At 37.6% G+C, this 26,704-nt stretch carries 21 protein-coding genes; 13 read left to right on the top strand and 8 right to left on the bottom strand.

Annotated features, from left to right (window positions below; genetic code table 11):
• Positions 1-72: 72 nt before the first annotated feature.
• Positions 73-1,776, bottom strand: a complete 1,704-nt coding sequence (locus H6F39_RS03340) for a serine/threonine-protein kinase (protein WP_190396229.1) — start codon at positions 1,774-1,776, stop codon at positions 73-75.
• Positions 1,777-2,263: 487 nt separating this feature from the next.
• Here H6F39_RS03340 and H6F39_RS03335 point away from each other — a divergent pair, with 487 nt between their 5' ends.
• The gene (locus H6F39_RS03335) at positions 2,264-3,778 is read left to right on the top strand and encodes a phenylacetate--CoA ligase family protein (RefSeq protein WP_190396228.1); all 1,515 of its coding nucleotides are present in this window, start codon (positions 2,264-2,266) and stop codon (positions 3,776-3,778) included.
• 131 nt (positions 3,779-3,909) lie between these two features.
• Here H6F39_RS03335 and H6F39_RS03330 read toward each other — a convergent pair whose 3' ends face one another.
• The 7 genes from H6F39_RS03330 to H6F39_RS03300 all read right to left on the bottom strand — a co-directional run bounded on the left by H6F39_RS03330 (position 3,910) and on the right by H6F39_RS03300 (position 13,111).
• The gene (locus tag H6F39_RS03330; protein ID WP_137908423.1) at positions 3,910-4,842 is read right to left on the bottom strand and encodes a cobalamin-binding protein; all 933 of its coding nucleotides are present in this window, start codon (positions 4,840-4,842) and stop codon (positions 3,910-3,912) included.
• A 266-nt stretch (positions 4,843-5,108) separates the two neighbouring features.
• On the bottom strand, positions 5,109-5,624 hold the full coding sequence (locus H6F39_RS03325) for a hypothetical protein (protein ID WP_190371988.1): 516 nt from the start codon (positions 5,622-5,624) through the stop codon (positions 5,109-5,111).
• Entirely contained in the window at positions 5,614-5,850 is a 237-nt protein-coding gene (locus H6F39_RS03320; RefSeq protein WP_242025970.1) for a hypothetical protein, read from the bottom strand. The genes H6F39_RS03325 and H6F39_RS03320 overlap by 11 nt, the downstream gene beginning before the upstream one ends.
• A 149-nt stretch (positions 5,851-5,999) precedes the next feature.
• Positions 6,000-8,978, bottom strand: a complete 2,979-nt coding sequence (gene pruA / locus H6F39_RS03315) for an L-glutamate gamma-semialdehyde dehydrogenase (protein WP_190396227.1) — start codon at positions 8,976-8,978, stop codon at positions 6,000-6,002.
• Between the two features lie 462 nt (positions 8,979-9,440).
• Positions 9,441-10,667, bottom strand: coding sequence for a serine protease (locus H6F39_RS03310; protein ID WP_137908416.1), 1,227 nt, complete (start codon positions 10,665-10,667; stop codon positions 9,441-9,443).
• A 146-nt stretch (positions 10,668-10,813) separates the two neighbouring features.
• The gene (chrA, locus tag H6F39_RS03305) at positions 10,814-12,007 is read right to left on the bottom strand and encodes a chromate efflux transporter (RefSeq protein WP_137908415.1); all 1,194 of its coding nucleotides are present in this window, start codon (positions 12,005-12,007) and stop codon (positions 10,814-10,816) included.
• A gap of 114 nt (positions 12,008-12,121) precedes the next feature.
• Positions 12,122-13,111 (bottom strand): glycerophosphodiester phosphodiesterase, encoded by a 990-nt coding sequence (locus H6F39_RS03300; RefSeq protein WP_137908414.1) that lies wholly within the window; start codon positions 13,109-13,111, stop codon positions 12,122-12,124.
• A gap of 128 nt (positions 13,112-13,239) precedes the next feature.
• Here H6F39_RS03300 and ligA point away from each other — a divergent pair, with 128 nt between their 5' ends.
• The 12 genes from ligA to H6F39_RS03240 all read left to right on the top strand — a co-directional run bounded on the left by ligA (position 13,240) and on the right by H6F39_RS03240 (position 26,570).
• The gene (gene ligA, locus H6F39_RS03295) at positions 13,240-15,285 is read left to right on the top strand and encodes an NAD-dependent DNA ligase LigA (RefSeq protein ID WP_137908432.1); all 2,046 of its coding nucleotides are present in this window, start codon (positions 13,240-13,242) and stop codon (positions 15,283-15,285) included.
• Positions 15,286-15,362: 77 nt separating this feature from the next.
• A complete protein-coding gene (locus tag H6F39_RS03290; protein WP_190396226.1) occupies positions 15,363-15,911 on the top strand; it encodes a fasciclin domain-containing protein in 549 nt (182 codons plus the stop codon).
• A 183-nt stretch (positions 15,912-16,094) separates the two neighbouring features.
• Entirely contained in the window at positions 16,095-16,391 is a 297-nt protein-coding gene (locus H6F39_RS03285; RefSeq protein WP_190396225.1) for an RNA-binding protein, read from the top strand.
• Between the two features lie 1,006 nt (positions 16,392-17,397).
• Positions 17,398-19,092, top strand: a complete 1,695-nt coding sequence (locus H6F39_RS03280) for an alpha/beta hydrolase (protein WP_190371991.1) — start codon at positions 17,398-17,400, stop codon at positions 19,090-19,092.
• A gap of 91 nt (positions 19,093-19,183) precedes the next feature.
• Complete coding sequence (gene truB, locus H6F39_RS03275; RefSeq protein ID WP_137908410.1) at positions 19,184-20,080, top strand: tRNA pseudouridine(55) synthase TruB; 897 nt, start codon at positions 19,184-19,186, stop codon at positions 20,078-20,080.
• A gap of 293 nt (positions 20,081-20,373) precedes the next feature.
• Positions 20,374-21,276, top strand: a complete 903-nt coding sequence (locus H6F39_RS03270; RefSeq protein ID WP_242028603.1) for a hypothetical protein — start codon at positions 20,374-20,376, stop codon at positions 21,274-21,276.
• 25 nt (positions 21,277-21,301) lie between these two features.
• A complete protein-coding gene (locus tag H6F39_RS03265; protein ID WP_137908409.1) occupies positions 21,302-21,718 on the top strand; it encodes a hypothetical protein in 417 nt (138 codons plus the stop codon).
• A 387-nt stretch (positions 21,719-22,105) separates the two neighbouring features.
• Positions 22,106-23,536: a dihydrolipoyl dehydrogenase gene (gene lpdA / locus H6F39_RS03260; RefSeq protein WP_190396224.1), complete on the top strand. Its 1,431-nt coding sequence runs from the start codon at positions 22,106-22,108 to the stop codon at positions 23,534-23,536.
• A gap of 48 nt (positions 23,537-23,584) precedes the next feature.
• On the top strand, positions 23,585-23,866 hold the full coding sequence (locus H6F39_RS03255) for a four helix bundle protein (protein ID WP_199290849.1): 282 nt from the start codon (positions 23,585-23,587) through the stop codon (positions 23,864-23,866).
• 191 nt (positions 23,867-24,057) lie between these two features.
• Positions 24,058-24,939 (top strand): indole-3-glycerol phosphate synthase TrpC, encoded by an 882-nt coding sequence (gene trpC / locus H6F39_RS03250; protein WP_190372814.1) that lies wholly within the window; start codon positions 24,058-24,060, stop codon positions 24,937-24,939.
• Between the two features lie 117 nt (positions 24,940-25,056).
• Positions 25,057-25,302: a DUF5340 domain-containing protein gene (locus H6F39_RS03245; RefSeq protein WP_137908406.1), complete on the top strand. Its 246-nt coding sequence runs from the start codon at positions 25,057-25,059 to the stop codon at positions 25,300-25,302.
• Positions 25,303-25,418: 116 nt separating this feature from the next.
• Complete coding sequence (locus H6F39_RS03240; protein ID WP_137908405.1) at positions 25,419-26,570, top strand: alanine--glyoxylate aminotransferase family protein; 1,152 nt, start codon at positions 25,419-25,421, stop codon at positions 26,568-26,570.
• Positions 26,571-26,704: the final 134 nt, after the last annotated feature.

Below are 26,704 nucleotides of genomic sequence, written 5' to 3'. Positions count from 1 at the left end.
CTCAGGAAAAATTAGGAATTTCAAACCGATTTAGGTGGTTTTTACCTGTGTAAAGCGGTTTTTAACCCCAATTTAACTAGCTATTTTATCAGATGCGATCGCATACCAAATCTGTAAAAAAGTTTTTTGATTCAGTTGACCGCGTTTTTGACCAGGAAACAAGGGTTCAAAGGTTCGATATGTGTCCGTACGTAAATCTCGGAAAGATTTATATTTACCCAATTTACCAGCTTTAGCCAGTTGTTCCCACCGTTGGGAATCTTGTTGACTATAATTACCTATTTTCCGTCTAGCTGTTTGACTTAAATTTGCCTTTTCCAAATTATTTAATAACTGATTAGCAATGTTGCTCCATTGTTCCCGTAAAGCAGCATCTTCTGGTTTTTCCGTTAATTTCCGTCCCCTCAGATTCGGATTTTGCATATAGAAAATCTCATTAACTGTATTGGCGAAAAATACCCCAGAAATTTCTAATTCTTTGAGACGACTCAAAACCTCTTGAATACTGCGTTTACTATTTTTTCCACCCCCAGAATTATTAATAGCAGGTATCTTGGGAACTGCAAATTCAGGAAATGTAATTGATGATATCTCCTTCACCGCAAAATTACTCAAAGCGAACATACCCACACCTGTTAATAACACCCCCGTTGTCATCATCAAGCTAACAGTAAAAGGACGTAACCATGCTGGCATAGGTATTTTCTGTACAAATAATGTCGTCTTATTGTGGAAGCTACCACCGATAGTACGGACTTTTTTGATACCTGGTGCGACTATTTGAGTTTTCAGCTTAGTCATATCAGGATGGGAATGATTGTGAGAATTTATCATAGTTTGCCCCCTAGATGCCATAGATGCCAAAGGTAAATCTTTAATAACTTGTTCAGCCTTTTGATAGCGATCGCTGGGCTTATGGGCTAACATCTTTCTTAACACAGTCTCTAACTTGGGACTCACCTTAATTTCCTTACCCCAAAGCCAAACCCCATTAAAACCATCATAAAGTAAATTTGGTTGTTTCCCAGTAATTAGCACTAAAGCTGTCACCGCTAAAGAATAAAAATCGCTACTTTTATATACCTTTCCTTGAAGTAACTGTTCTTCCGGTGCATAGCCTTTTTTACCTAATAAAGTTCCATTTCCCGCCAATTGCGTCCGCAAAAACCCTTGATAAGCTGGTAACTGTTTCACACCCCCAAAATCAATCAACACTGGTAAATTATCACTTTGGCGTAAAATCAAATTATCCGGGGAAATATCGCGGTGAACAATATCTAAACCATGAATATAAGCCAGCACCGGAAGAATATTGTGCAGTAAATTAATCACCTCCTCCTCACTAAAACACTTTCCCCGACTTTGACGCTGTGCCAATAATTGGTCATAATTATCACCCTCAATATAATCTTGCACCAAAAAGAAAAGATCCCTAATTCCAATTTTTACCTGAAAAGCGGAGTGAAAACACGGAATTTGGGAGTGTTGGATTTTTTTCAGAACACTCGCTTCCCGTACAAACAAGTCCTTGGCCTTTTGTAAATCCTGGGGTTTGACAACTTGGGGCGCAAATTCCTTTAAAACGCAGATTTTCCGAGATTTTTGCCTATCAATAGCCAAATAACTGCGTCCAAAGCCACCTTGTCCTAATATACGTCCAATTTCATAACGATTATCAATAACTTGCCCCACAGTCAAGGGTAGTGATTCACCGCAAAAAGTACAAAAACGGTGATTACTATTATTTGCGTGTTTTTGACTGCAATATACTTGCATAATACTACGAGATAAATTAAGTCTAATCAAGTTATACAACATCACCAGAAGGATTTACGCAATATTTGCTCACGGAGTATGAAAATAAAAATTCCATTATAAATATTAATAATTAGCAATATTCTGTAATTTTGAGTAAATATCTATTTTTAGGGTTGACATCTCAAGATTTTTGTTCTATTGTCATTATAATGATTAAGTCTAGCCTTTTAAATCTTAAAAACTTAATACTAATTAAAATTACCCGAAAATTACCCGCGTTCTTTGGTCTTTATTTAAAAATATAAATAAAATATATTGGAAATTTAAGATCAACGAACCACAGAGGACACAGAGGACACAGAGGACACAAAGACGGAAAAGAAAACTTTGAAAAAATTTGATGCAGTTTTACGGGAAAATGGTATGATTACCAGTCTATTTTCGACATGATAAACATAAATTAAATAAATCTAGTCAACAGCATAGTTTTTACCTGAGATAAATTATGAAATCCCCAACGGAAACCCAAAATATAATTCAAGAACTCACCAACTTTATATCTCTTCCTTTAAAGGAAAAACTTCAACGGTGTCCTGATGATGATCTAGAAATAACTGTGATCAAATTATTTCAGAAAGTCGCAGCCAATGTACCTGCATATCAAGAATTTTTAGCAAAAGCCGGAATTAAACCAGATACTATTCAAACTTTAGCAGATTTTCAGAAAATCCCGAAAATTAATAAGGAGAATTATCTAGCAAAATATCCTGTATCTCAATTGTGTTATCATGGAAAAATAGAAAACTGTGATTTTATAGCTGCTTCCTCCGGTTCTACAGGAAAATCAACATTTTGGCCGCGTTTTTTAACAGATGAATTACACATAGCCACCCGCTTTGAGCAAATTTTTCATAATAGTTTTTACGCAGATTCTCAAACTACTTTAGCAGTAATTTGTTTTTCCTTGGGAACTTGGGTAGGAGGAATGTTTACTACTAATTGTTGTCGTTATTTAGCTGCTAAAGGTTATCCCCTGACCGTCATTACTCCAGGTAATAATAAACCGGAAATTTTGCGAATTGTCCAGGAATTAGGAACTAAATTTCAGCAAGTTGTATTATTAGGATATCCACCATTTTTAAAAGATGTCATTGATACGGGTCTTGCTCAGGGAATGCAATGGAAACAATATAATATTAAATTGGTAATGGCCGGAGAAGTATTTAGTGAGGAATGGCGAAATTTAGTCGCTGAAAGAATGGGTTCTGAAAATCCCTGTGATGATTTTGCTTCTTTATATGGAACAGCAGACGCGGGAGTTTTAGGAAATGAAACCTCTTTAAGTATATGTATTCGACGGTTTTTAGCGCGTACTCCCGCAGCAGCCAAAGCATTATTTGGAGAGTCCCGTTTACCTACTTTAGTCCAATATGATCCTAGCAGTCGGTTTTTTGAAGTTGAAGAGGGAAATCTCCTATTTTCTGGGGATAATGGAGTTCCTTTAATTAGATATAGTATTCTTGATCATGGTGGTTTAATTTCCTATCCAGAAATGCTAGAATTTTTAGCAACTTGGGGTTTTAATCCTCTCATAGAATTAGAAAATCATCGCGGAATTAATCAGTTACCTTTTGTCTATGTTTTCGGACGTTCTAACTTTACAGTTTCCTATTTTGGCGCAAATATCTATCCAGAAAATATTACAGTAGGTTTAGAACAACCAATTATTAGAGAATGGGTAACGGGTAAATTTGTATTACAAGTAAAAGAAGATTTAGACAAAAACCGCTTTTTATCTGTAGTCGTCGAACTAGCACCAGGAATAGAAGATCAAGAACAGAAAAAATCATCTATTACTAACTCTATTCTGACCCAATTATTACGTCTGAATAGTGAATTTGCTAATTATGTTCCCCCCCAATATCAAACCCCCTTAGTAGAATTAAAACCCATTGGTGATCTTGAATATTTTCCCATAGGAGTCAAACACAGATATACTCGAAACAACACGAGTAAATAGGTAAGAATTGAATATCTCAAACTTTGTTTATTTGCGTATCTGCGCGAAACAACAATAATAATAACGCAACGCAACGCAATGTTTAAGACATTATCAAACTCCTACCTACAATCAAGTTATTTGCATACTGCTTACAAAGTTTGCCAACCAGTACCTTGATAACCATAATCAAAGATATCAGGATGCAATATTTCTGCTAATATCTCCACAGAATCTACCAATCGTGGACCAGGACGGTTAAAATAAGCATTACCATCGGTAATGAAAACCCTTCCACTTTGAACAGCGTGGAGTTTTTTCCATTCTGGACGTTGAGTTAATAATTCAGCTTGTTGCTGAGTCCGTTGCAAATCAAAGCCACAAGGCATGAAAATAATTACATCTGGGTTACTAGCTACTAGTGTTTCCCATTGTACATGAACAGCGGGTTTACCCATCAAACAAAACAATGATTGTCCCCCTGCTAAATTAATTAATTCAGGAACCCAATTTGCAGCAGCTATTAAAGGATCAGTCCATTCAATACAAGCTACCCTCGGCATTTCTGCATTAGAAAGCCCCTGTAGTTTGCGCTTGCAAATTTTAATACGGGCTTCTAAGTTATCCAGTATTTGTACTGAATCTACGCCGAAAGTGCGACTAACTCGTTCAATATCACCCCAAACATCTTGTAATGTGTTAGGCTGTAAAGATATAATTTGGGGTGAACTGTGGGTAAGTTGGGCAACTGCTGCTTCTACTTCTGGTAAAGTAACAGAAAAAGCATCACATTGGTCTTGAGTGACAATGTGGGTAGGGTGCAATTTCTCCAAAACATCAACTTTGATCTTGTGAATACTTAAAGCAGATTGTAGTACATCATTGACTTGATTATGAACAGAGTTCTTACTAGCATGACCATTAAAACGTGCTTGGGTACAAACTGGACGATTTACGATTTCTGGAGGATAGTCACATTCATGAGACCTGCCTACTATAGCATCAAATAAACCCAGTTTAGCGATAATTTCCGTAGCACTCGGAATTAAAGAAACAATTCTGATATCGTTATTTGTACTAATCATAGTTCCACCCCCTGCTAATAGGAGTTCAGGAGTTAAAAATAGAAAATGGTGTTAAGTTTTTTTAACAGACGTTTCTACTTTCATTGTGGCATATTTTCTGAGGGTGGGTATCTATCTTGAGGATGTTAGTATTTTTATTTTTCGCTAAGATGCTAAGGTACAAAGTTTTATTCTAGACACGAATACGCAGTTACCCATCTTAATTAGTAATTATATTAGTAATTATATTTCAAGCTGGGGATTTTATCTGAATTTAGATATTCAGATCAATAAGGTTCATGAATTGATTTACATTCCCAAAACAGTCCGGGTCCTACTATTAAAATTTGCTCATTTGGCATCATTAATTCCCAATAAGCCAGCCCAGAATCATCTTCTAAATCTGGTTCTAAAATTAGTTCGTAATGATCCTCAAATGATAAAGTAAGTTTAAAATTATGATTACCACCAAGCGCAAAATTAGTTAGTTTTTTATTTTCCAAATACTGTAACGGTATTTTAGTAAGTTCGGCAGCGTTTTGATAATTTGCGTACATATATGAATGACTGAAAATATTATCTCCTAGCATTAAATACCAAGGTGTAGCCCTAGTGCTAAGTTGCCAGCTTCCTTTGCGTAAATGTGCTAATCTAGGATGATTGTAGGCAGTCATTTCACCAAAATCTAACAGTAATTCATCACCATAACTAAATGCAATTTGATGGCAAGTTTCGCCAATAATTGGTTGAGTAATTTGATTTAGATCTAGTATTGAATTAGCAAGAGATGTTTTAGGAGTCATAATTAATATCCTCTAAAAATTCTTTAGCCTTCTGACGGAGTTCTGGATAAGTAAAATAACCTCTATCATTTAAAGTTCCACCATAACCATTTGTTTTTTCTTGCTCCAGAAATCTACCAAAAGCTTTTCTTTCTTTCCCTAACATACCAAATTCTCTCGCAATTGCATCAACCTGTTTAATATCACCTTTTTTACCCATAAATATAGATAAACCCTGATTCTGCATTTTAACATAAAAATATTAACATCTGTCAGAAACAGGATTTAAAGATTGACAAGATAAAAAAGATCCCTGACTTCTGTAATAATCTGTTATAAATTGATGGTATGAATAACAAAATATGGTCAAAAGTCGGGTATTTGTGTCAGATATAATTATTCATTACCCTCAATTGGCGCAAAACCTTGACGTTGGATGTTTTCTGTGATATGGCGTGGTTCTAAGAATTGCAAAAGATAATCTGGTCCTCCTGCTTTTGAACCGACTCCAGAAAGTTTAAATCCACCGAAAGGTTGACGAGATACTATTGCACCAGTTATATTCCGGTTAATGTATAAGTTCCCTACTTCAAATGACCCTTGCGCTTGTTCAATGTGGGAAGGGGTACGGGAATAAAGACCACCTGTTAAAGCGTAATTTGTGTTATTGGCAACTTCTAAAGCTTCTTGAAAATCTTTAACTCTAATTACCGCTAAAACAGGTCCAAATATTTCCTGTTGTGCAATAACTCCATTTGCGGGTACTTCCGAAAAAATCACAGGACCGATAAAATATCCTTGGGTGGGTGCGGGTAAATCTAAAGCTAATTTAGCTTCTTTTTTGCCTTCTTCAATATATTCTAAAATGCGAGCTTGGGCATTAGCGTCAATTACCGGACCAACTTGGGTACTGGGTAACTCCGCTTCTCCAATATTTAAAGATTTTGTCGCTTCTACCAACCTTTCCACAAAAGCATCATAAATAGGTTCAAGCACAATTACCCGTGAACAAGCAGAACATTTTTGTCCACTATAACCAAAAGCAGATTGCACAACGCCGACAACAGCTTGGTCTAAATCAGCACTTTCATCAACAATGATGGCATTTTTGCCTCCCATTTCCGCAATTACTTTTTTGAGGTGCTTTTGACCAGGTTTTAAGATGGCGGCTTCTGCGTAAATTCTACAGCCTACTTCCTGAGAACCAGTAAAAGCAATAACATGAGTATCAGGATGATTTACCAAATAAGCACCCACTTGAGAACCCTTGCCTGGGACGTATTGAAAAACACCTTTAGGGATTCCTGCTTCTATTAATATTTCTGTAAATTTTGCTGTAATTACAGAAGAAGTTTCCGCAGGTTTGAGTAGAGTACAATTTCCTGAAACCAAAGCAGCGACGGTCATACCGCAGGCAATAGCTAGAGGGAAATTCCAGGGAGAAATTACAATTGCGATTCCTTTGGGCTGGTAAATATAACGATTAGTTTCGCCAAGAACATCGTAAATTATACCTTTATCCAGCCTTTCCATTTCCTCAGCGTAATAAAGACAAAAATCAATTGCTTCCGAAACTTCCGCGTCAGCTTCCTTAACGGGTTTTCCTACTTCCAAAACTATCCAAGCCGAAAGTTCAGCGCGTCTTTGTTCCATCAACTTCCCAGCTTGACGCAAAATATTAGCGCGTTGTTTAACGGGAGTTTTTTTCCAAGCGGGAAAAGCAGCTTTAGCAAATTTCATTGCTTCCTCAGCTTGTTCAACGCTAAGTAAACCTACTTTACCAACAACCTGACTAAAATTAGAAGGATTAAGAGAATCAACAAAAGTTGTCGTATTCACATATTCACCATTGATTAAAGGTAAATAAGTGTTACCCAACTGCGGACGCACACCCTCAAAAGCTAACCGCGACCTATTTCTGCTTTCCTCATTAGCAAAATCAGTATCCGCAACACCGCAGAACCCCCCCTTAGTCCCACCCGCAAGTGAGGAGGAAGTTAGAACTGGTATTGGTGGTGCTAACAACTCCTCAACGGGACGATTTTCCAGATTTTGGCGTAAAAAGGAGCTATTTGCGGTATTTTCCAACAACCTCCGAATTAAATAAGCCATTCCCGGTAATAAGTCACCGTAGGGACAATAGACCCGGACACGATAACCCTTATCTACCAAGGCTTTGGCTATTTTATCACCCATGCCGTAAAGCACTTGCATTTCAAAGCGACGACGGGGAACTTGAAGACTTTCCGCAATGGCTATGGCGCGAGATTGCGATCGCACATTATGACTACCTATGGCAGAATATACATACTGATGATTTTCTAACAATAACTGGGTAATAGCTTCAAAATTGGCATCTGTGGCGACTTTATCATGATAAACCGGTTGCGGCCAATGTTTTTGAGCGGCTTTGATAGTTTCCTGGTCCCAATACGCACCTTTAACCAAGCGAATAGTAAGAGGATAACCCCGCTGTTGTAACCAAGCAATGATCTTTCTAGCGTCCTGTTCACTGTCGCGGAGATATGCTTGAATGGTCATACCAATATCGGTACGTTGACGAAATTCCGCTTCCAGTAAAAGTTTTTTGAGAATGGTTAAAGTAATGTCTTTATAGGCGTATTGTTCCATATCAAAATGTACTGCTGTACCCAATTCTTTGGCACGACGGAGTAAAGTCCGAATATGTTCGCTTACTCTCGCTTCACTACCTTCAGCATCTAAAGGGTCAAATTGGGAATAAAACGCCGTTAATTTGACAGAAACCTGGACTTTAGGGACATTTTCGCCGTCTGCTTCGTCAATAGCTGGAATTTTCGCCCAATTTTGCGATGCTTCGACCAACTGCTGCATCAATTCCAGGTATTTTTCTAAATAAGATTGTGCCTCTATTTCCGTAATTACCGCTTCACCAAGTAAGTCAATGGTGAAAGCCATTTTATCTTTTCTCAGTCTTTCAACGGTTTTGATAACTTGCTTGATATTTTCCCCAGAAATATATTTATGTGCTAAAGTTTGCACAGCATTTCCCACTGTTGTCGCTGCTACCTGTGCAGGCATAGAATCCGGGTTAGCAAAGTTTAAAATTGCTTTTAAAGCCGCTGGTAATTCTACGGATTCATCTCCCAAATATTCTTGTAAATGGGACGCAATTTCTGATTTACTATGTAAAGCGGGTAAAGTATCTATGAACCGAAATAATTGTACTCGTAAACCGGGGTTACTCATAGCCCAGTCGAGTAATTTATCGTCCCAGCGCATTTGGTCGCGTAAAGCAGCTAAAAATGAGCGATTTTCCTGGGTAACAGCCAAAACCTGTCTAGCAATTTCTTGGGTTTTCTCTTCGTATCTGTTGCTTTCTACTTGTAATACCATAAAATTTGTTTTTTGAAGTAATTTTAAATGATGGTTATGGTCTTATTTCTAACTTAGTTAACGCCATTTTGTAAACTTTACCAGTGGGTTTGAATGTGGTTTTAGCGAATATCTGAGAAAATGGGGGTTGAGTATCCTTGTACAGGACTTACGCAAAACAAAATAAAACCTGTTTCCCATTTCTAGGTCACCTAGTCTTAGGGACTTACCTGAATATGCCTATCCCTCACGGGACGCTCCCCGTTAGCGCGGCTTTCGCTTTAGCGATACTTAGTTGATCACTCCATGAATTGTACCTAAGTTCTATTTGTAGTTAAGTGTAGTTGCACAAAAAAACGACTAATATACGATTGCAAGTATGGCTTAAATAAACAAGCTATTGTAATGGGGAAATTCTAGCAGATAAAACCAAAAAAAAACTCCTAGTATGGGTAGAATTTAATCATGGTGAGACGACAAATACTAAATCCCTAAAATCCTCAATAATTTTGAAACATCTTGATACAACTTCTTATTTCCCTGCTGTACAGATAGGTTTACTGCTGTTTTCAGGTCAGCTATAGCCCCTGGCTTATCTCCCAAGTCATAGCGGGCAATGCCTCGGACTGTGTAAGCCCTAGGGTCATTGGGATTAATCTTGATAACTTCATTAAAATCACCTATTGCTCCCTGTTTATCTCCCAATTTATACCGAGCAATGCCTCTGACTGCGTAGGCTTTGGCATCTTGAGGATTAATCCTAATAGCCTCATTGAAATCAGCCATTGCAGCCTGCGTGTTTCCGAGAGCATAGTAACTAGAACCACGATCACGATATAATAAGGCTTCAGTATAGTTAGGATCAAGGCGAATTACTTCATTATAAGCTAATATAGCCCCGCTATAGTCTTTTCTATGAAATCTATAGTCCGCTTCAACTAAATAATCATCCGCTTGTCTTATCTTACCATTCTCCACATCGGGCAGACTAATTCCCAAATTTACACCAACTCCTGCGGACCATCTAATGAATGTGTTGATGGGTATACTATAGTTTCTACCTGTTGTTCTCTCGGTCTGAAAAGAAGGATTTTCACCTTTACCGAAAATCCCTATCACTTCCCCCTGTTCATTAAAAACCGCCCCACCACTCATCCCCGGCTGTGCAGAACTTTTATGAAACAAAGTATAGCCTTCCTCTGTAATTGTCTCAGTAGCATTAGCAATAACTTGTCCGTCACGGCAATCATAAACAGGAGGTACTCTCGTCCCTCCTCTCTTGCCCGGAAAACCCGCTAGATAAATATTTGTCAGTCTTTTAACTGCATCAGAATTACCGATTTTAGCGACTGGATAATTTTGATTGCTGGTAAATTGTAAAACCGCTGAGTCCATATTATTAGTCGGCTGTTTCACGGTCTGATAATTGACTTGATAATATTGACCGTCAGGTGTGACTATTTGATATTGAGAATTAGGGTCTTTGACGACATGATAGGCAGTGAGAACCGTATAAGTATTGTTGTTACGCTGAATAATTACGCCGGAACCAGAACCATTTACCGCACCACGAATTAATACTAACACCGTGATTTTTTTCGCAATGGCATCTACTTGATTATTACTACATATTGCTGTGACTGCTTGGGGCTGAACTAAGGCTATTGATACCCCCATTAGTAACCATGGTAGTCTATAATACCATTTCATAGTGAAATTTCCTGTTAACTTGTTTGCATTGTGTAAAAGTTGTGAGTGCGAATTTCTGTTATATCCAACATTTTACACAAAATATGGTAATTTTTCACGAATCGTGACAACGACTTAGGTAGTGAACAATATAACTACATAAGTAACTACATAATCAGATAGTTATATTTAAGATAACCAATGATACCACCTCCTAAAATCAAGTAAATGCTATTAATGTGGTAGCGAATGACTAAAATTGCGGAAATAACAGCAATTCCTAAACTTAAAAAATCTATGGAATCAGTTTTAGGTGATATTAAAGTAGCTATTCCTACTTGTATTGTAGTTAGTGTCATTAAGGCTACAGCACTAACATTAACAGCATCTAAAAATGGTCTTGTCCAAGATGATTTACGAAAGGTATCCATAAAAGGATTTAAAATAGCAACAAACAAAAATGAAGGGAGAAAAATCCCCACAGTTGCTACAATTGCTCCCGGAAAACCAGCAATTATATAACCAATAAATGTTGCAGTGGAAAGCACTGGACCTGGTGTAAATTGTCCAATAGCAATACTATCTAATAACTGTTGTTGTGTTAACCAGCCATATTCTTCTACTAGTCCTCTTTGTAAAAATGCTATTAGTAAATAACCACCTCCAAAAAGGACACTACCGATTTTAAGAAAGAATAAACCCAATTTCCATAAAGATGCAGATACATGATTATTTATATTATTTGTCGCTGTACTTATTACGGTTGTCTGTAAAAATGTTTCTGCGGTTAAACCCATAATAATTAAGTTGGTTTGATTACTACTGCGTAACCAAATCATTCCTAATATTCCTCCCATTAATAATGCCACTATTTCATCAATTTTAGTAAATTGATTTATTAATCCCACAACTATAGAAATTATCAATAATTTTCGCGTTTTTACTGCTTTTTTTCCTAAACCCCAAACAGCATTAATAATAATTGCTAAAACAACCGGTTTTATTCCATAAAGTAAAGGTGGAATTTGCGGTAATGTCCCAAAACTAACATATATCCAGGCCAAGAAACCAGTAATTAAAACCGCAGGTAAAATAAAGCAAACTCCAGCGACAATTAATCCTAACCACCCTGCATAAATGTATCCTATATGAATAGCCATTTCTGTGGAATTAGGACCGGGAATTAAGTTTGTTGCACCTAATAAATCTAGAAAATGTTCTTGTGTTAACCATTGACGACGTTTCACTATTTCATCTTCTATCATGGCTATATGGGCTACTGGTCCACCAAAGCCAATTATACCCAATTTGAGAAATATTTGGGCAATTTCAGTTAAGCGATTTAATGATGATTTATTCATGGTTTTTGACTAAGGGTTAAGAATAATTAAATGCAGATAAATACAGATAAGGATGGATCAAGATGGATAAAGATGGATAAATTTTAGGATTTTGATAAGGGATAGATTCATTATTTATTTTTGATTAAGGTAGCAATATTTCTGCTTGACAGCTATATCTGGATAATCCGTAAATACACCATTTACTCCTAAATTAAAAAATATTTTATATTCTTTTTCAGGATTTCCTTGTAAGTCTAAAGGTAAGAAAAAATCTTCATTTCTAAATGTCCAAGCATGAACTTGTAAATTAGCTGCATGAGCATCTATAATTAAGGATGTTGGTGATAATAATTTACCATGAATATCTCTGGGAATTAATAAGTTTTTATGTACCCCTATTGCTTCTGCATATTCGGCAATTTCTTTTAACCCTTTTGGTGTTAATAAATCTCTATATGTACGCTGATCATTGTCTATAACAAAATCATAGGGTTTACCAATATCATTAATTAATTGTACTAATGGTAAATCTGTTTTCTGAGATAATTCTTTGAGGTTACTCACTGCAAATGATTGAATAAATACAGGTAAATTAATCCCCTGCAAATTCCATAATAAAGTTGCTTCTAATGGTAAACCAATCTCTTGAAAATAAATCGGATGTTTGGTTTCTGGATAAATACCAATATTGCGACCAATTTTTTCACTTTTATCCTTGACTAAATCAATGATTTCTGCAAAAGTGGGAATCGTAAACATTCCGTTATAAGCTGTATTGTGGGGACGAATTTGGGGAATACGTTCTTTAGCCGTTAAAGTTTTGATTTCTGCTATGGTAAGATCTTCTGTAAACCAACCTGTTTTAATTTCACTATCAATGATTTTAGTAGTTCTTAAATAAGCAAATTCAGCATGATCAACAATATCCGTAGTTTCTGATATTTCATTTTCATGACGGGCAATTAAAATACCATCTTTAGTCATTACTAAATCTGGTTCAATATAATCAGCACCTAAATCAATTGCTAACTCATAACTCTCTAAAGTATGTTCAGGACGGTAGCCACTCGCACCTCGATGAGCGATAATAATAGGAGACTGATTTGTGAAAGTTTGAATCATGGTTTTTCTCTATAATTAACGTTCTGCTACTGCTTTATTCTTCCTTCCTGTCCTTTGCGTCTTTGTGGTTCATTCATATCAGTATTCTTCCCCCGAAAAAGGAGTATAATTCTTTCATTATGAAACTTATGATCTCAACTCAACCCGAATTAAAACGTATAGAAGAATTACGATCTTTGTTACAAAAAGCTAGTTATGCTTATTATGTTTTAGATGCACCAATAATGGAAGATACAGTTTATGATCGGCTATATCGAGAATTACAAGAATTAGAAACGAAAAATCCAGAATTAATTACTCCCGATAGTCCTACCCAGCGTGTTGGAGAAAGACCTGCAACCCATTTTACCTCAGTCCGCCATAATATTCCTCTATACAGTCTGGAAAATGCTTTTAATATTGAAGAATTGCAAAATTGGGATCAACGTTGGCGGCGACATCTACCAAATCAATATAATACCGTAGAAATAGAATATGTATCTGAATTGAAAATTGATGGTGCGGCTTTGGCCTTAACTTACGAAAATGGAGTTTTAGTCAGAGGTGTAACTAGGGGAGATGGCATAATGGGTGAAGATATTACCCAAAATGTCAGAACTATCCGCTCAATTCCCCTACGTTTGAATTTTGACGGCTTGGAAAATATCGCCAAAGTGGAAGTAAGAGGAGAAGTGTTTCTACCTTTACAGGTATTTAAAGAAATTAACGAAAAAAGACAAAAAGCTGGTGAACAAGTATTTGCTAACCCGCGCAATGCTGTAGCTGGTACGCTAAGACAATTAGACTCCCGTATTGTCGCCCAACGACAGTTAGATTTTTTCGCTTATACACTACATATTACCGGGTTAGATGATTCCAGTATTGCCAATACTCAATGGGAGGCTTTGGAATTATTGCAAAAAATGGGTTTCCGCATTGATACTAATCATAAACTCTGTTATTCTATTCCTGAAGTCGCTGCATATTATCAATATTGGGATACTGAACGGCTCAACTCTCCCTATATGACTGATGGAGTTGTAGTTAAATTAAATACTTTCAAACTCCAGGAGCAATTGGGTTTTACACAGAAATTTCCCCGCTGGGCTATAGCCTTAAAATATCCCGCCGAAGAAGCCCCAACCCGTGTAGTAAAAATTACAGTTAATGTCGGCAGAACCGGCGCATTAACTCCCTTGGCGGAAATGTTACCAGTACAATTAGCGGGAACAACTGTTTCCCGTGCTACCTTGCATAATAGCGATCGCATTGAACAGTTAGATATTCGCATTGGTGACACCGTAATTGTGCGTAAAGCCGGAGAAATCATTCCCGAAGTAGTCCGAGTAATCAAAGAATTGCGTCCCCCTGACACCCAACCTTTTATTATGCCTTCCCATTGTCCCGTCTGTGGACAACTGGTAGTCAGAGAAACTGGCGAAGCTGTTACTAGATGTGTAAATGCCTCCTGTCCCGCCATTCTCAAAGGTGAAATCGAACATTGGGTAAGTCGTGACGCTTTGGATATTAAAGGTGTAGGGGAAAAACTGGTGTATCAATTAGTAGAAAAAGGTTTAATACATTCCGTGGCTGATTTATACGAGTTGACAAAAGATCAATTATGTGAATTAGAACGCATGGGAGAAAAATCAGCGGAAAAATTGATCAAAGCGATCGCCCAATCAAAAATTCAACCTTGGTCTAGGGTATTATATGGTTTAGGCATTCGTCATGTAGGTAGCGTCAACGCCCAATTATTAACCCAAAGGTTTACCACCGTCGCCGAATTAACAGCCGCCAGACAATCAGATATTGCCGGCGTTTATGGTATCGGTGCAGAAATCGCCCAATCAGTGTATCAATGGTTTCATACAGTAGCAAATCAAACTTTAATTTTCCGTCTTCAATCCATGGGGTTACAATTAGCAAACAGCCCGCAAACCAAAGCTGTGGGCGAGATTAATCAAAAATTTGCCGGGAAAATCTTTGTAATTACTGGCACATTACCAACCTTAAAAAGGGAGGAAGCAAAAGCTTTAATTCAAAAATCTGGTGGTAAAATTACTGATTCAATTAGTAAAAAAACAGATTTTTTGGTAGTAGGAGCAGAAGCCGGTTCTAAATTAGAGAAAGCGCAGAATTTGGGAATTAGCCAATTGACTGAGGCGGAGCTATTGGCAATGCTGGCAGAATAGTTGTAAACAGACACTTGTTAAATTCTGTTACAGTTCTAATAGTCAAGTGAAAGTGGCCGCAATTTGGAGTATAAACCATGAATTCCCTATTCAGTAAAACAGTTAGTATTGCCATAGCTACAACCACCCTTCTGGTCAGCGCCCCTAGCTTCGCAGAAACTAAGTCTCCTGCTAATCATACTACACCTGTTACCACTACACACACCGTAGGCACAATTGTCGAAGTTGCCAGCGCCAACAGTTCCTTGAAAACCCTAGTCACAGCTATCAAAGCTGCAGGTTTGGTAGAAACCCTCTCTGGCAAAGAACCACTCACTGTATTTGCGCCTACAGACGCAGCATTTAAAGCTTTACCAAAAGGAACTTTAGCAAAACTCCTCAAACCAGAAAACCAAGACACCTTAGTTAAAATATTAACCTATCATGTAGTTCCTGGGGCAATTACCTCTAAAGATATCAAAGCTGGTGAGGTCAAAACAGTTGAAGGTGCTGTAGTTAAGGTTAAAGTAAGAAAGGGTCGAGTTACTGTAAATAACGCCAGAGTAACAAGAGCAGACGTTAAAGCCAGTAACGGTGTGATTCATGTAATTAATAAAGTCCTACTCCCTCCCGATGTAAAATTGTAGGATTTTTGCTCAACCAAGATTCCCAAATTCTTGAGGAATGCTTGAGGAATGGGGGAATCTTTTGGTTGACAACCCATTTACAATAAAAATTAGTAATTCCAACTTTGAAACAAACCTTAATCACGGGTATTATATATTTGATTAGTAGTACAAACTGCGATTTTTGATTTCTGGAGCTATTCAATGTCAATTTATGCCGGTAATTTATCCTATAACGTTACGGAAGACGCCCTGAAAGAGGTTTTTCAAGAGTATGGAAATGTTAAGAGAGTCCAAATACCCACAGACAGAGACACTGGTCGTGTTAGGGGCTTTGCATTTGTCGAAATGTCATCAGACGCAGAGGAACAAGCCGCAATTGCTGCTCTTGACGGTGCTGAATGGATGGGACGCGTCTTAAAAGTTAACAAAGCTAAACCCAAAGAAGAGCGTGGTGGCAGAGGAGGGGGTGGTTACGGCGGTGAACGCAACCGTTACTAAGTTTTACCACTAAAATGTTGTTAGGAAAGTTTTGGATCGTGATTTTAGATACTTGCAGATCCCCCTAACCCCCTTAACAAAAGGGGTAATTAAAGTCCGAGTCCCCCTTTCTCCGAGGGATTTAAGGGGATATGAAAATATTTGATACGCTATGAGCGACTTTTCAAACATCCCCTAAGACTCTAAAATATCATATTTTCAGGACAGGGTAAATCTCTGTCTTTTTTTTTATGAGGACTTACCCAAGAGGTAACTTCTCTCTCCTAAGAGTTTGATGGTAAATTTTGCGACTTACTAAACAACCTCTTATACATAAACATCAAAACCAGTTCACTTTCGACTTTTTCTATATTACCCGGACTAGCCACCAACAGCCAGAAGTATTTAACTATTCCTGGTACTTGGCTATTATGTAAAAATAATTTAAAAAAAAATTTATTCCATTTAGTCATTATTAATAATGCCTAAAAATTGCCGTTGATTAGTAATTTTTCAGGAGCGTTATCCATGATATCAATAACTGGGTGTAGCTTTATTAAATTCTGGTTTTGTACTATTGCAAAAACAACTATTACTATCTTTAACTTCCACTTAAAAACAAGATCAAAAGAGAATAGATAACAGGCAATATTTTTTTTAAACTTACTTTTTTATCCCTCAATTCAGATAAAAAGTCACTTGTATTAATAGGATTTATTGGCATTATTTAAATTTTATTAATCAGTCAAAATACATAATCAATACTGATGTTGATAAATCAGTCATGTATTATGATCTTCAAAGAAATGCTGGTATTAGAACTTGAATATAAGTCCTTTTATCCCATTTCTGATTTCACTCATAAATATACCTGAGAATCAGAATACAGCATAAATTTATCAGGGTGTCCAAATAACTACCAAAATTGAGCCGCGCTCAACAACATCACCATAAAAGTTAAGCGATCAATATGTTTGGTAATTGTGGCAAGAACCTGAGAACAAATTCCCTATTACTGATTTTATCAATGTTGCTGCCAACATTGGGAATAAGTAACTCTGCAATGGCAGCAGCACAAATTCATGCAGCTTATTCAGCATTAGAGATTTCTATCCCCATTAGTGTTTTAGAAAACTATGCTAAACATGGTATTGTTAATACAAACTTTGCCCAATATTATCAATATATTCCTACAAGTACACTACAAGAATTAAGGAAAATTTTAATTCAATCAGTCAAAATTAGTCCTGCTGTAGCTTCTCAATTTCTCGACACTCAACAGGGTAAATTTATCTTAAAAAGGTTGACAGAATTAATTAAAACTAAATCCCATTCTCCAGAATCAGAATTTCAGAATTTACGCACAGCTTTAATTTCCGCTGCTGCTGAACCAGAAGGATTAAATTTATTAAATTTATTACGTAAATATCCTCAAGATAGTATTAGTATTGATGTGGTTTATGGTTGGAGAATTGCTAGGGAATTAGAGCAAATGATCAGCGCAACTCAAAAAGCGATCGCTACATTAACACAAGTATCAAATTCAGAAGCAGCGACCATTTCCCTAGAGAATTTATCTAAATTACCGCAGCAGCCAAATTTCCCAATTCAAAAACAAACATTAAAGTTATTCGACTCATTACGTAATCGGCATTTATCCACTGATATCTATATTCCTAATACCCAAAATTCTGCTCCTGTAATTGTCATTTCTCACGGTTTAGGTTTAAACAGTAGTAACTTTCGTTATTTAGGAAAATACCTAGCTAATTATGGTTTTGCTGTCGTCATTCCCAATCATCCAAGTAGTTATGAAGAAAAAGTAAAATCCTTAATAAATAGTAATCAAGTCATACAAGCTCATGAATTTAAAGATAGACCTTTAGATATAAAATATATTTTAGATCAATTGGAATCAGATTCACAATTTCAGAAGCGGCTTAATTTCCAACAAGTAGGAGTATTTGGCCAATCTTTAGGAGGTTATACTGCATTAGCTTTAGCTGGAGCAAAAATTAACTTTCAACAACTAGAAAAAGACTGTGATTTAAACAAATTAAGAAATACCTGGAATATGTCCTTACTCTTGCAATGTCGGGCTTTAGAATTACCAAATCAATCGGAAAAAGAATATGATTTACAAGATAAAAGAGTCAAAGCTGCTATCGCTGTTAATCCTATTACCAGTTCCATTTTTGGACAAGTCGGTTTAAGCAAAATTCACACCCCAATTATGATTATTGGTAGTAGTGAAGATACTGTTGCCCCTGCTTTATATGAGCAGATTTTGCCTTTTTCTTGGCTTACTTATCCCCACAAATATTTAGTCATGCTACTTGGTGCTACTCATTTTTCTACCATTGGTAATAGTAACCTTGAGAGTACACAAATAGCATTACCTAAAGATATGGTAGGTGATGCTTCTCAAGCCCGTCGTTATATGAATGCTTTAAGTTTACCTTTCTTTCAAACTTATGTAGCTAAAAAACTAGAATATATTTCCTATCTTAACGCCGCTTATTTTCAGACTATTTCTAGTCAGTCCCTTGGTTTAAATCTTGTTCAGTCCCTTGATCATATTAAATTAGCGCCAGTTTTAGATGATCACTTCCATAAAAACCAAATTCGTAAAAAAAAACTTTCTCATATCATAGTCCGCTTTGGATTTTGGATACTGGGTATTGGTGTTTCCTTACTTCACTTATTGATATTTTCCTCCTAATTCAGATTCCCAACTTCTTTAAGGAGTCGGATATCTTATTCTTGACAATTTGTGTAAAAATACAAAGACATCAAATCTTAAATCTAAAATTGTGCAAGGTTTTCTTAATTTAAACAAACCATTTGACTGGACTTCTCATGACTGTGTAGCCAAAGTGCGAAAACTGCTGAAAATGAAACGAGTAGGACACGCAGGAACTTTAGACCCCGCAGCTACTGGAGTATTACCTATAGCTTTGGGTAAAGCCACAAGATTGTTACAATATTTACCAGGAGAAAAAGCCTATCAAGCCACTATTCGTCTAGGTGTACAGACTACTACTGATGATTTACAAGGTGAAATTATTACCTCCAAACCTTGTCCCGGCTTGGATTTAGAAAATGTAAAAACTGCACTTTCCCAGTTTATTGGTAAAATAGAGCAAATTCCCCCTAATTATAGCGCCATTCAAGTTGATGGCAAACGCCTGTATGATTTAGCACGTAAAGGGGAAATGGTCGCAGTTCCAGTGCGAACAGTAGAAATTTCTCAAATTCAGGTATTAGACTGGCGAGACAGTGATTTCCCAGAATTAGATATAGCTATATCTTGCGGTGCGGGAACTTATATTCGGGCGATCGCTCGTGATTTGGGTAGTATATTAAGCATAGGTGGTACTCTATCCGCCCTCATGCGTACAGAAAGCAGCGGTTTTCAAATCCCAGACAGTCTCACATTCACAGATTTAGAAAACCAACTACAAACAGGTAGATTTCAACCTCTAGCCCCAGACGCACCATTACAACATTTAGCATTTGTAACTTTACCAACAGTATCAGCTAAAAAATGGTGTCAAGGTCAAAAAATTGCCCTCAATCTTGATATTCCCGACTTTGTGCGGGTTTACGAAACAGAAAACAATTTTTTAGGAATCGGAAAATTACAAGATGACTTATTAATTCCCCAAATGGTATTTTCTGATCTGACAATTCCCTCTCTACAATTATAAAATCTTTAACCAAACTTTATTAAACCATTAAGTTTGTAAACTCTTCCGCAAGATTTCCTGATCAATTTACTTTTCGCCCTGATATTTCCAACCTAAATGGTATTTTATTGGTGATTTGTTTCGCATAGCAGTCTTATTTTCATACTGAAAAGCGAAATATAATTCTCAGGAGTAAGAGTTTGCAGAAAGCCATAATTTTATTTATGATGGTGCGAAGGCAACTGTTGCAGTTTAAGGGTATAACACTCTTCAGTTGTATTTGTTTCGCCAATTTTATTTCAGTTAATCTTGCATTGGCAGCAGATAATATAGTTGCTAAAAAACAGGGTAGTGAATTAATCACTAATAAATTTCCTGATCACAAAGAAGTGACAGTGAAAAAAGCAGAATCTACTTTTGAAAAACAACCACAGATAACTGCTCAAACAGATCCTTCTGTACCTAATAATAGCACTCCAATTGATGCTGATAAATTACGGCAGGATTTATTAATTCAACCTGTTTTCAAAGTAGTTCCCAAAAAACGGACTTACCAACCTTCACTTACTTTTGCTACTCCCAGCGCCTTCGGGGCTACTTGGGGTGACGTGTTTTTTGGAGGATCAGGAGCAACCACCGGTAAAGCTAGAAATCAACCAGACGGGAGTTTGAGTATGGGTTTTGGCTTAGGAGATGCCCGGCAAATTGGTTTAGAGCTTGGCTACAATATTGGTAGTATCAAAAATTTTGGGTACAACGGCACATTTGACCTCAAAGCTAACCACATTGTCTATGCTCAAGGTAATACTCAAATAGCTGCTGCGGCCGGCTGGAAGTCCTTTGCCCAGCACGTTAAGAGGGAAACAGTTAGACCTTCCAGTGGCTATGGTGTAGTTACAACTTACTCCCTATTGAAGCCTAATGATCCAGTCAATCAAATGCCTATCTCCTTTTCTTTAGGAGCCGGTGGTGGCGATTTCCGAAAAGACCCTGCTACTACTGGAGTATTTACTGGAGTAGGCCTACAAGTTCACCCCCAAGTAGGTATCGGTATGGGTTGGAGTGGAGTTGGTTTCAACATTGGTGCTTCCTTCGTTCCTATCCCTACCATTCCCATGATCATTAATGCCGTGGGTGCAGACCTGACAGATAATAGTCTAGGCGGTACAGTATTCGTTCTAAGTGTAGGCTATGGTTTCAATTTCTTACCTAAATAAACACTTCAATTCTGAGAAAATTCCCATGTTAAAAATCAGAACCTTGATTCTAGTCCTCAGTCTCACACCCCTTTTGTCGCTCAATTGGCAGCTACCAAGCCAAGCCCAAAAATCATCTAGTTTAGGTACAGGAGGCAGTCGAAGTGGTGGTGGCACAACTGGCAGCAGTGTTACTCCTTATTCCAATCCTAATCTTTCTAATCCTTCTATTTTACTTCCACCTCAAGCGCAGGTTTCCCCAGAATCAGTAGCGGCACTCACAAATGCCTTACTTGAGTTGAATACACCAGGATCTGTAAACACTGCTAAAGTGAACATTGCTATTCAAGCCTATAATGACATTATCCAACAAAGCAGTCCAGAAACTCTGCAAGCACTCTCACAAAATAAAGATTTCCTAGACACTGGTGCAATGCTCAAGGGATTAGCGCGTAACCTCTAAGCAGCTAATCGCTAACTTTCAGATACTTCAAACCTCATAGCTATTTAGAAAAATAACGGGGAGACAAAAAGAGCCTCTTCGTTATTTTTTCAATTTGAGAAAGTTCTTTGACACTTATTGATGAGTTGTGTGTATTATTAATTACAGTAAGTTAAGAAGATACTAAGTATAGCCAGAAAGAATAAAAATATGATATCGTCATGAAAGCATATTTAACCTATCTCCGATACTGTACTTCATAACAACGGGAAGTGCTGCATCTTTATCATGACAGTTACAAAATGTACTCTACCAAAACTTGTTCTAGAAAGACGGGTTTATGAACCCAAATTTTTGATAAAAAAGTTAACTTAAGAGAAAATAGGCCAAGAAAACGGGGAAACAAAAGTGAGTCCTGGATTTGATTACGATTTAGTGATTATCGGCGCTGGTGTAGGTGGACATGGTGCTGCCTTACACGGTATCAGTTGCGGTCAGAAAACGGCAATTATTGAAGCTGGGGATATGGGAGGCACTTGTGTAAACAGGGGTTGTATCCCTTCTAAGGCATTGCTGGCGGCTTCAGGAAAAGTGAGAGAATTACGTAACGCTCATCACCTCAAGTCATTGGGAATACAAATTGGTAGTGTTGAGTTTGAACGAGAAGCGATCGCTAATCATGCTAACAATCTCGTCTCCAAAATTCAAGGAGACCTAACCAACAGTCTCAAACGCTTGGGAGTTGATATTATCCGGGGTTGGGGTAAGGTAGCAGGTACACAAAAAGTCACCATTACCACAGATAAAGGTGAGAAAACCATCACCGCCCAAAATATTATCCTTTCCCCCGGTTCTGTCCCCTTTGTTCCCCCTGGAATTGAAGTAGACGGGAAAACAGTCTTTACCAGCGACCAAGGCGTTAAATTAGAAACTCTCCCCAAATGGGTGGCGATTATTGGTAGTGGTTACATTGGCTTAGAATTTTCTGATGTTTACTCAGCTTTGGGTTGTGAAATTACCTTAATTGAAGCCCTAAATGAGTTAATGCCGGGATTTGACCGGGATATTGCTAAACTGGCAGAACGGGTCTTAATTAACCCCCGCGATATTGAAACCAAAGTCGGTATTTACGCCAAAAAAGTCATACCGGGTTCACCAGTAATCATTGAATTGGCTAACTTTGAAACTAAAGAAGATTTAGAAGTTCTCGAAGTTGATGCTTGTTTAGTCGCTACAGGCCGTGTTCCCGCTACCCAAAATCTTGGTCTAGAATCCGTTGGTGTTGACCTTGACCGCCGTAATTTTATTCCTGTTAATGATAATATGGCCGTATTAGCCAACGGGGAAGTTGTCCCACACCTCTGGGCTATTGGTGATGCTACCGGGAAAATGATGTTAGCTCATGCGGCATCGGCTCAAGGTATCATTGCTGTAGAAAATATTATGGGTCGTCAGAAAACTGTTGACTATCGCAGCATTCCCGCCGCTGCCTTTACTCACCCAGAAATTAGTTATGTGGGCTTGACAGAAACCGCCGCCCATGCTTTGGGTTTAAATGAAGGTTTTGAAGTTGCCACCACCAAGAGTTATTTTAAAGGTAATTCTAAAGCATTGGCGGAAAATGATACTGACGGCATGACAAAGGTGATTTATCGCAAAGATACTGGCGAGGTTTTAGGTGTACATATCTTTGGTCCCCACGCCTCAGATTTAATTCACGAAGCCGCAGCCGCTGTTGCTAATCGTCAATCTATCCAAACTTTGGCCTACCTAGTTCACGCCCACCCTACCCTTTCAGAAGTCCTAGATGAAGCTTATAAACGGGCGTTAGTTAGTTAATCGTTAGTTAATTAATCGTTAGTCAGTTGTCAATTGTCAATTGAATAAATGGCGAAATCCAACTTCGAGAATTTGCAAGTTTACCAATTAGCAGAAAAACTAGCTGATGATATTTGGAACATTGTTCTTCATTGGGAGGAATTTCCTAAAGCAACAATTGGTAAGCAAATAGTACGTTCTGTTGATAGTATTGGCGCAAATATTGCAGAAGGTTTTGGTAGGTATAACTTTCAGGATAATCGCCGTTTCGTCAGAATAGCGAGAGGTTCTTTAAATGAAACTAGACATTGGTTAAGACGGGCTTATAAACGAAATCTGTTAACAAATTAAGAAGTAAATAGGCTTAAACCAATTATTGAAGAACTTTCTCCTAAGTTAAACCCTTATCTTAACTCCATTGGCAATCTTTCAGGAAAAAAATCTGACAACTGACAACTGACAACGGACAACTAACAAGTAACAACTAACAAGTAACAACTGACAAGTAACAACCAACAACTGACAAGTAACAACCAACTAATATGCAAATTCGTCGTCGTTCACCTAGCCCCGTTATCAATATTTCTATAATCCAATATAAATCCGCTATAGAGGGTGCAGCACCAAATAATATTTTAGAAGAAATTGTTTGGTATAAAGAAACAGAAGTTGAAAAAATGCGGGAAAAGCTCCCTTTACGGGAATTGCAAACACAAGCCCTAGCTGCACCACCAACTCGTGATTTTGTCGCTGCTTTGCGTTATGGTAAAACTAATCCCGCTTTAATCGCCGAAATCAAAAAGGCTTCTCCGAGTAAAGGAGTATTGAGGACAGATTTTGACCCAGTAGCTATTGCTCAATCTTATCAAACAGGTGGCGCTAGTTGTCTTTCGGTGCTGACAGATGTTAAATTTTTCCAAGGTAGTTTTGAAAATCTGTCTTTAGTCCGTTCTACAGTGGATTTACCCCTACTATGTAAGGATTTTATTATCTATCCCTACCAAATGTATTGGGCGAGAATTAATGGCGCAGATGCAGTTTTATTAATAGCAGCAATTCTCAATGATCAAGATATACAATACTTTATTAAAATTGCTAATAACTTGAAAATGGCAGCTTTAATAGAAGTGCATAATTTAGAAGAATTAGATCGGGTTTTAGCTTTAGATGGTGTTTCTTTAATCGGAATTAATAATCGTAATTTAGAGGATTTTACTGTTGATTTACAAACAACTTCTGAATTAATGACAGCTAGAGGTGAGCAATTACAAGCAAAAAATATTCTGGTCGTCAGTGAATCAGGATTGCATCATCCAGAGGATTTAAATGTAGTTAAAACAGCAGGTGTATCCGCTGTACTAATTGGTGAATCATTAGTGAAACAACCAGATCCTCAAGTAGCAATTGTGAATCTGTTTGCTTAATTACAGACCATGATCTGCAATTATTTATTTTCTGTGTAACAACTAGTTAAGGATTAGCTAAACTTTGACTAAAAGAAAATTAAAAAATCCCTAAATTGCAACTTCACAATAAACTACATGGAGCCAATTCCTTTACCCTCTCCTATCCATTACGAACTGATACTTCAACTTTTGGAAAAGCAAACCATGACTTCTTTAGGTCAAAATCAAGACCTTCGCAATCAAGTCAATCAACTGATTATTACCATGCGAAAAGCTGCATCCCAACAAAAACGGTTAGAAGAAATTTTTCAGTCTTCCTCTATGGTGATTGATCACCGTTGGTCTATCAATCATTTTGCAGATAAAGTTGATTGCTCCTGAAGGTTTTTAACTACTATCCCTATAAAAGGATTCTAGTAGATTTTTTTTGTGTTTTTATCCCCTTTAAGGGTTAATTTGGATCGTATTGAAATTTTCAACTAGGACATAACACACAGATGGATAATAAATTGATGCTGATGATTCCAGGACCGACTCCAGTTCCAGAAGCAGCTTTACTAGCATTAGCCAAACACCCCATTGGCCACCGTAGCGGTGAATTTAGTAGTATGATGGGGGAGGTGACAGAAAACCTTAAATGGCTACATCAAACTACAAGTGATGTATTAATGTTAAATGTCAGTGGTACTGGTGCTGTAGAAGCGGGGATAATTAATTTCCTTTCCCCAGGCGATCGCATTTTAGTTGGTTCTAATGGTAAATTTGGTGAACGTTGGGTAGAAGTCGGTCAAGCTTTTGGTTTAAATGTGGAAACTGTCAGCGCAGAATGGGGACAACCTTTAGACCCAGACCAATTTGCAGCTAAACTACAAGCAGACACCAACAAGGAAATTAAAGCTGTAATTATTACCCACAGTGAAACCTCCACCGGGGTGATTAATGATTTAGAAACTATTAACCGCCACGTTAAAGAACATGGACAGGCCCTAATTATTGTTGATGCTGTCACCAGTTTAGGCGCTTACAACGTACCTGTAGACGCTTGGGGTTTAGATGTAGTCGCTTCCGGCTCTCAAAAAGGTTATATGATTCCTCCTGGTTTAGGATTTGTTTCCGTCAGTCCCAAAGCCTGGGAAGCTTACAAAACCGCAAAATTACCTAAATATTATTTAGATTTAGGTAAATATCGCAAAGCCACCGCCAAAAATACCACCCCCTTTACTCCCCCGGTTAACTTAATAGTAGCCCTACACACCACCCTGGGAATGATGAAAAAGGAAGGATTGGAATCCATCTTTACCCGTCATGAACGCCAAAAAAATGCCACCCGTGCGGCTATAAAAGCCTTAAATTTATCTTTGTTTGCGGCCGACGAATGTGCTAGTCCGGCCATTACCGCTGTAGCCACTCCAGGCATCGAAAGCGATAAAATTCGCTCTTTGATGAAAAAACGGTTTGATATCGCTCTAGCAGGTGGACAAGACCATCTGAGTAATAAAATTTTCCGCATTGGTCACTTGGGTTTTGTCAGCGATCGTGATATCCTTAGCTGTATCGCTTCCCTAGAGGTTGTCCTCCCGCAAGTTGGTCATGAAAACTTCACCCCCGGTGCCGGTATAGCAGCAGCAGCGCAAGTTTTTGGTCAATAGTCATTAGGCTGGTACTGGTACTGGGTAATGGGTAATGGGTAATGGGTAATGGGTAATGGGTAATGGGTAATGGGTAATGGGTAATGGGTAATGGGTAATGGGTAATGGGTAATGGGTAATGGGTAATGGGTAAT

Origin of the sequence: Dolichospermum sp. FACHB-1250 (assembly GCF_014696335.1) — a bacterium.
GTDB classification, from domain to species: Bacteria; Cyanobacteriota; Cyanobacteriia; order Cyanobacteriales; family Nostocaceae; genus Dolichospermum; species Dolichospermum planctonicum.
This window is presented reverse-complemented; position numbering and strand designations above follow the sequence as displayed.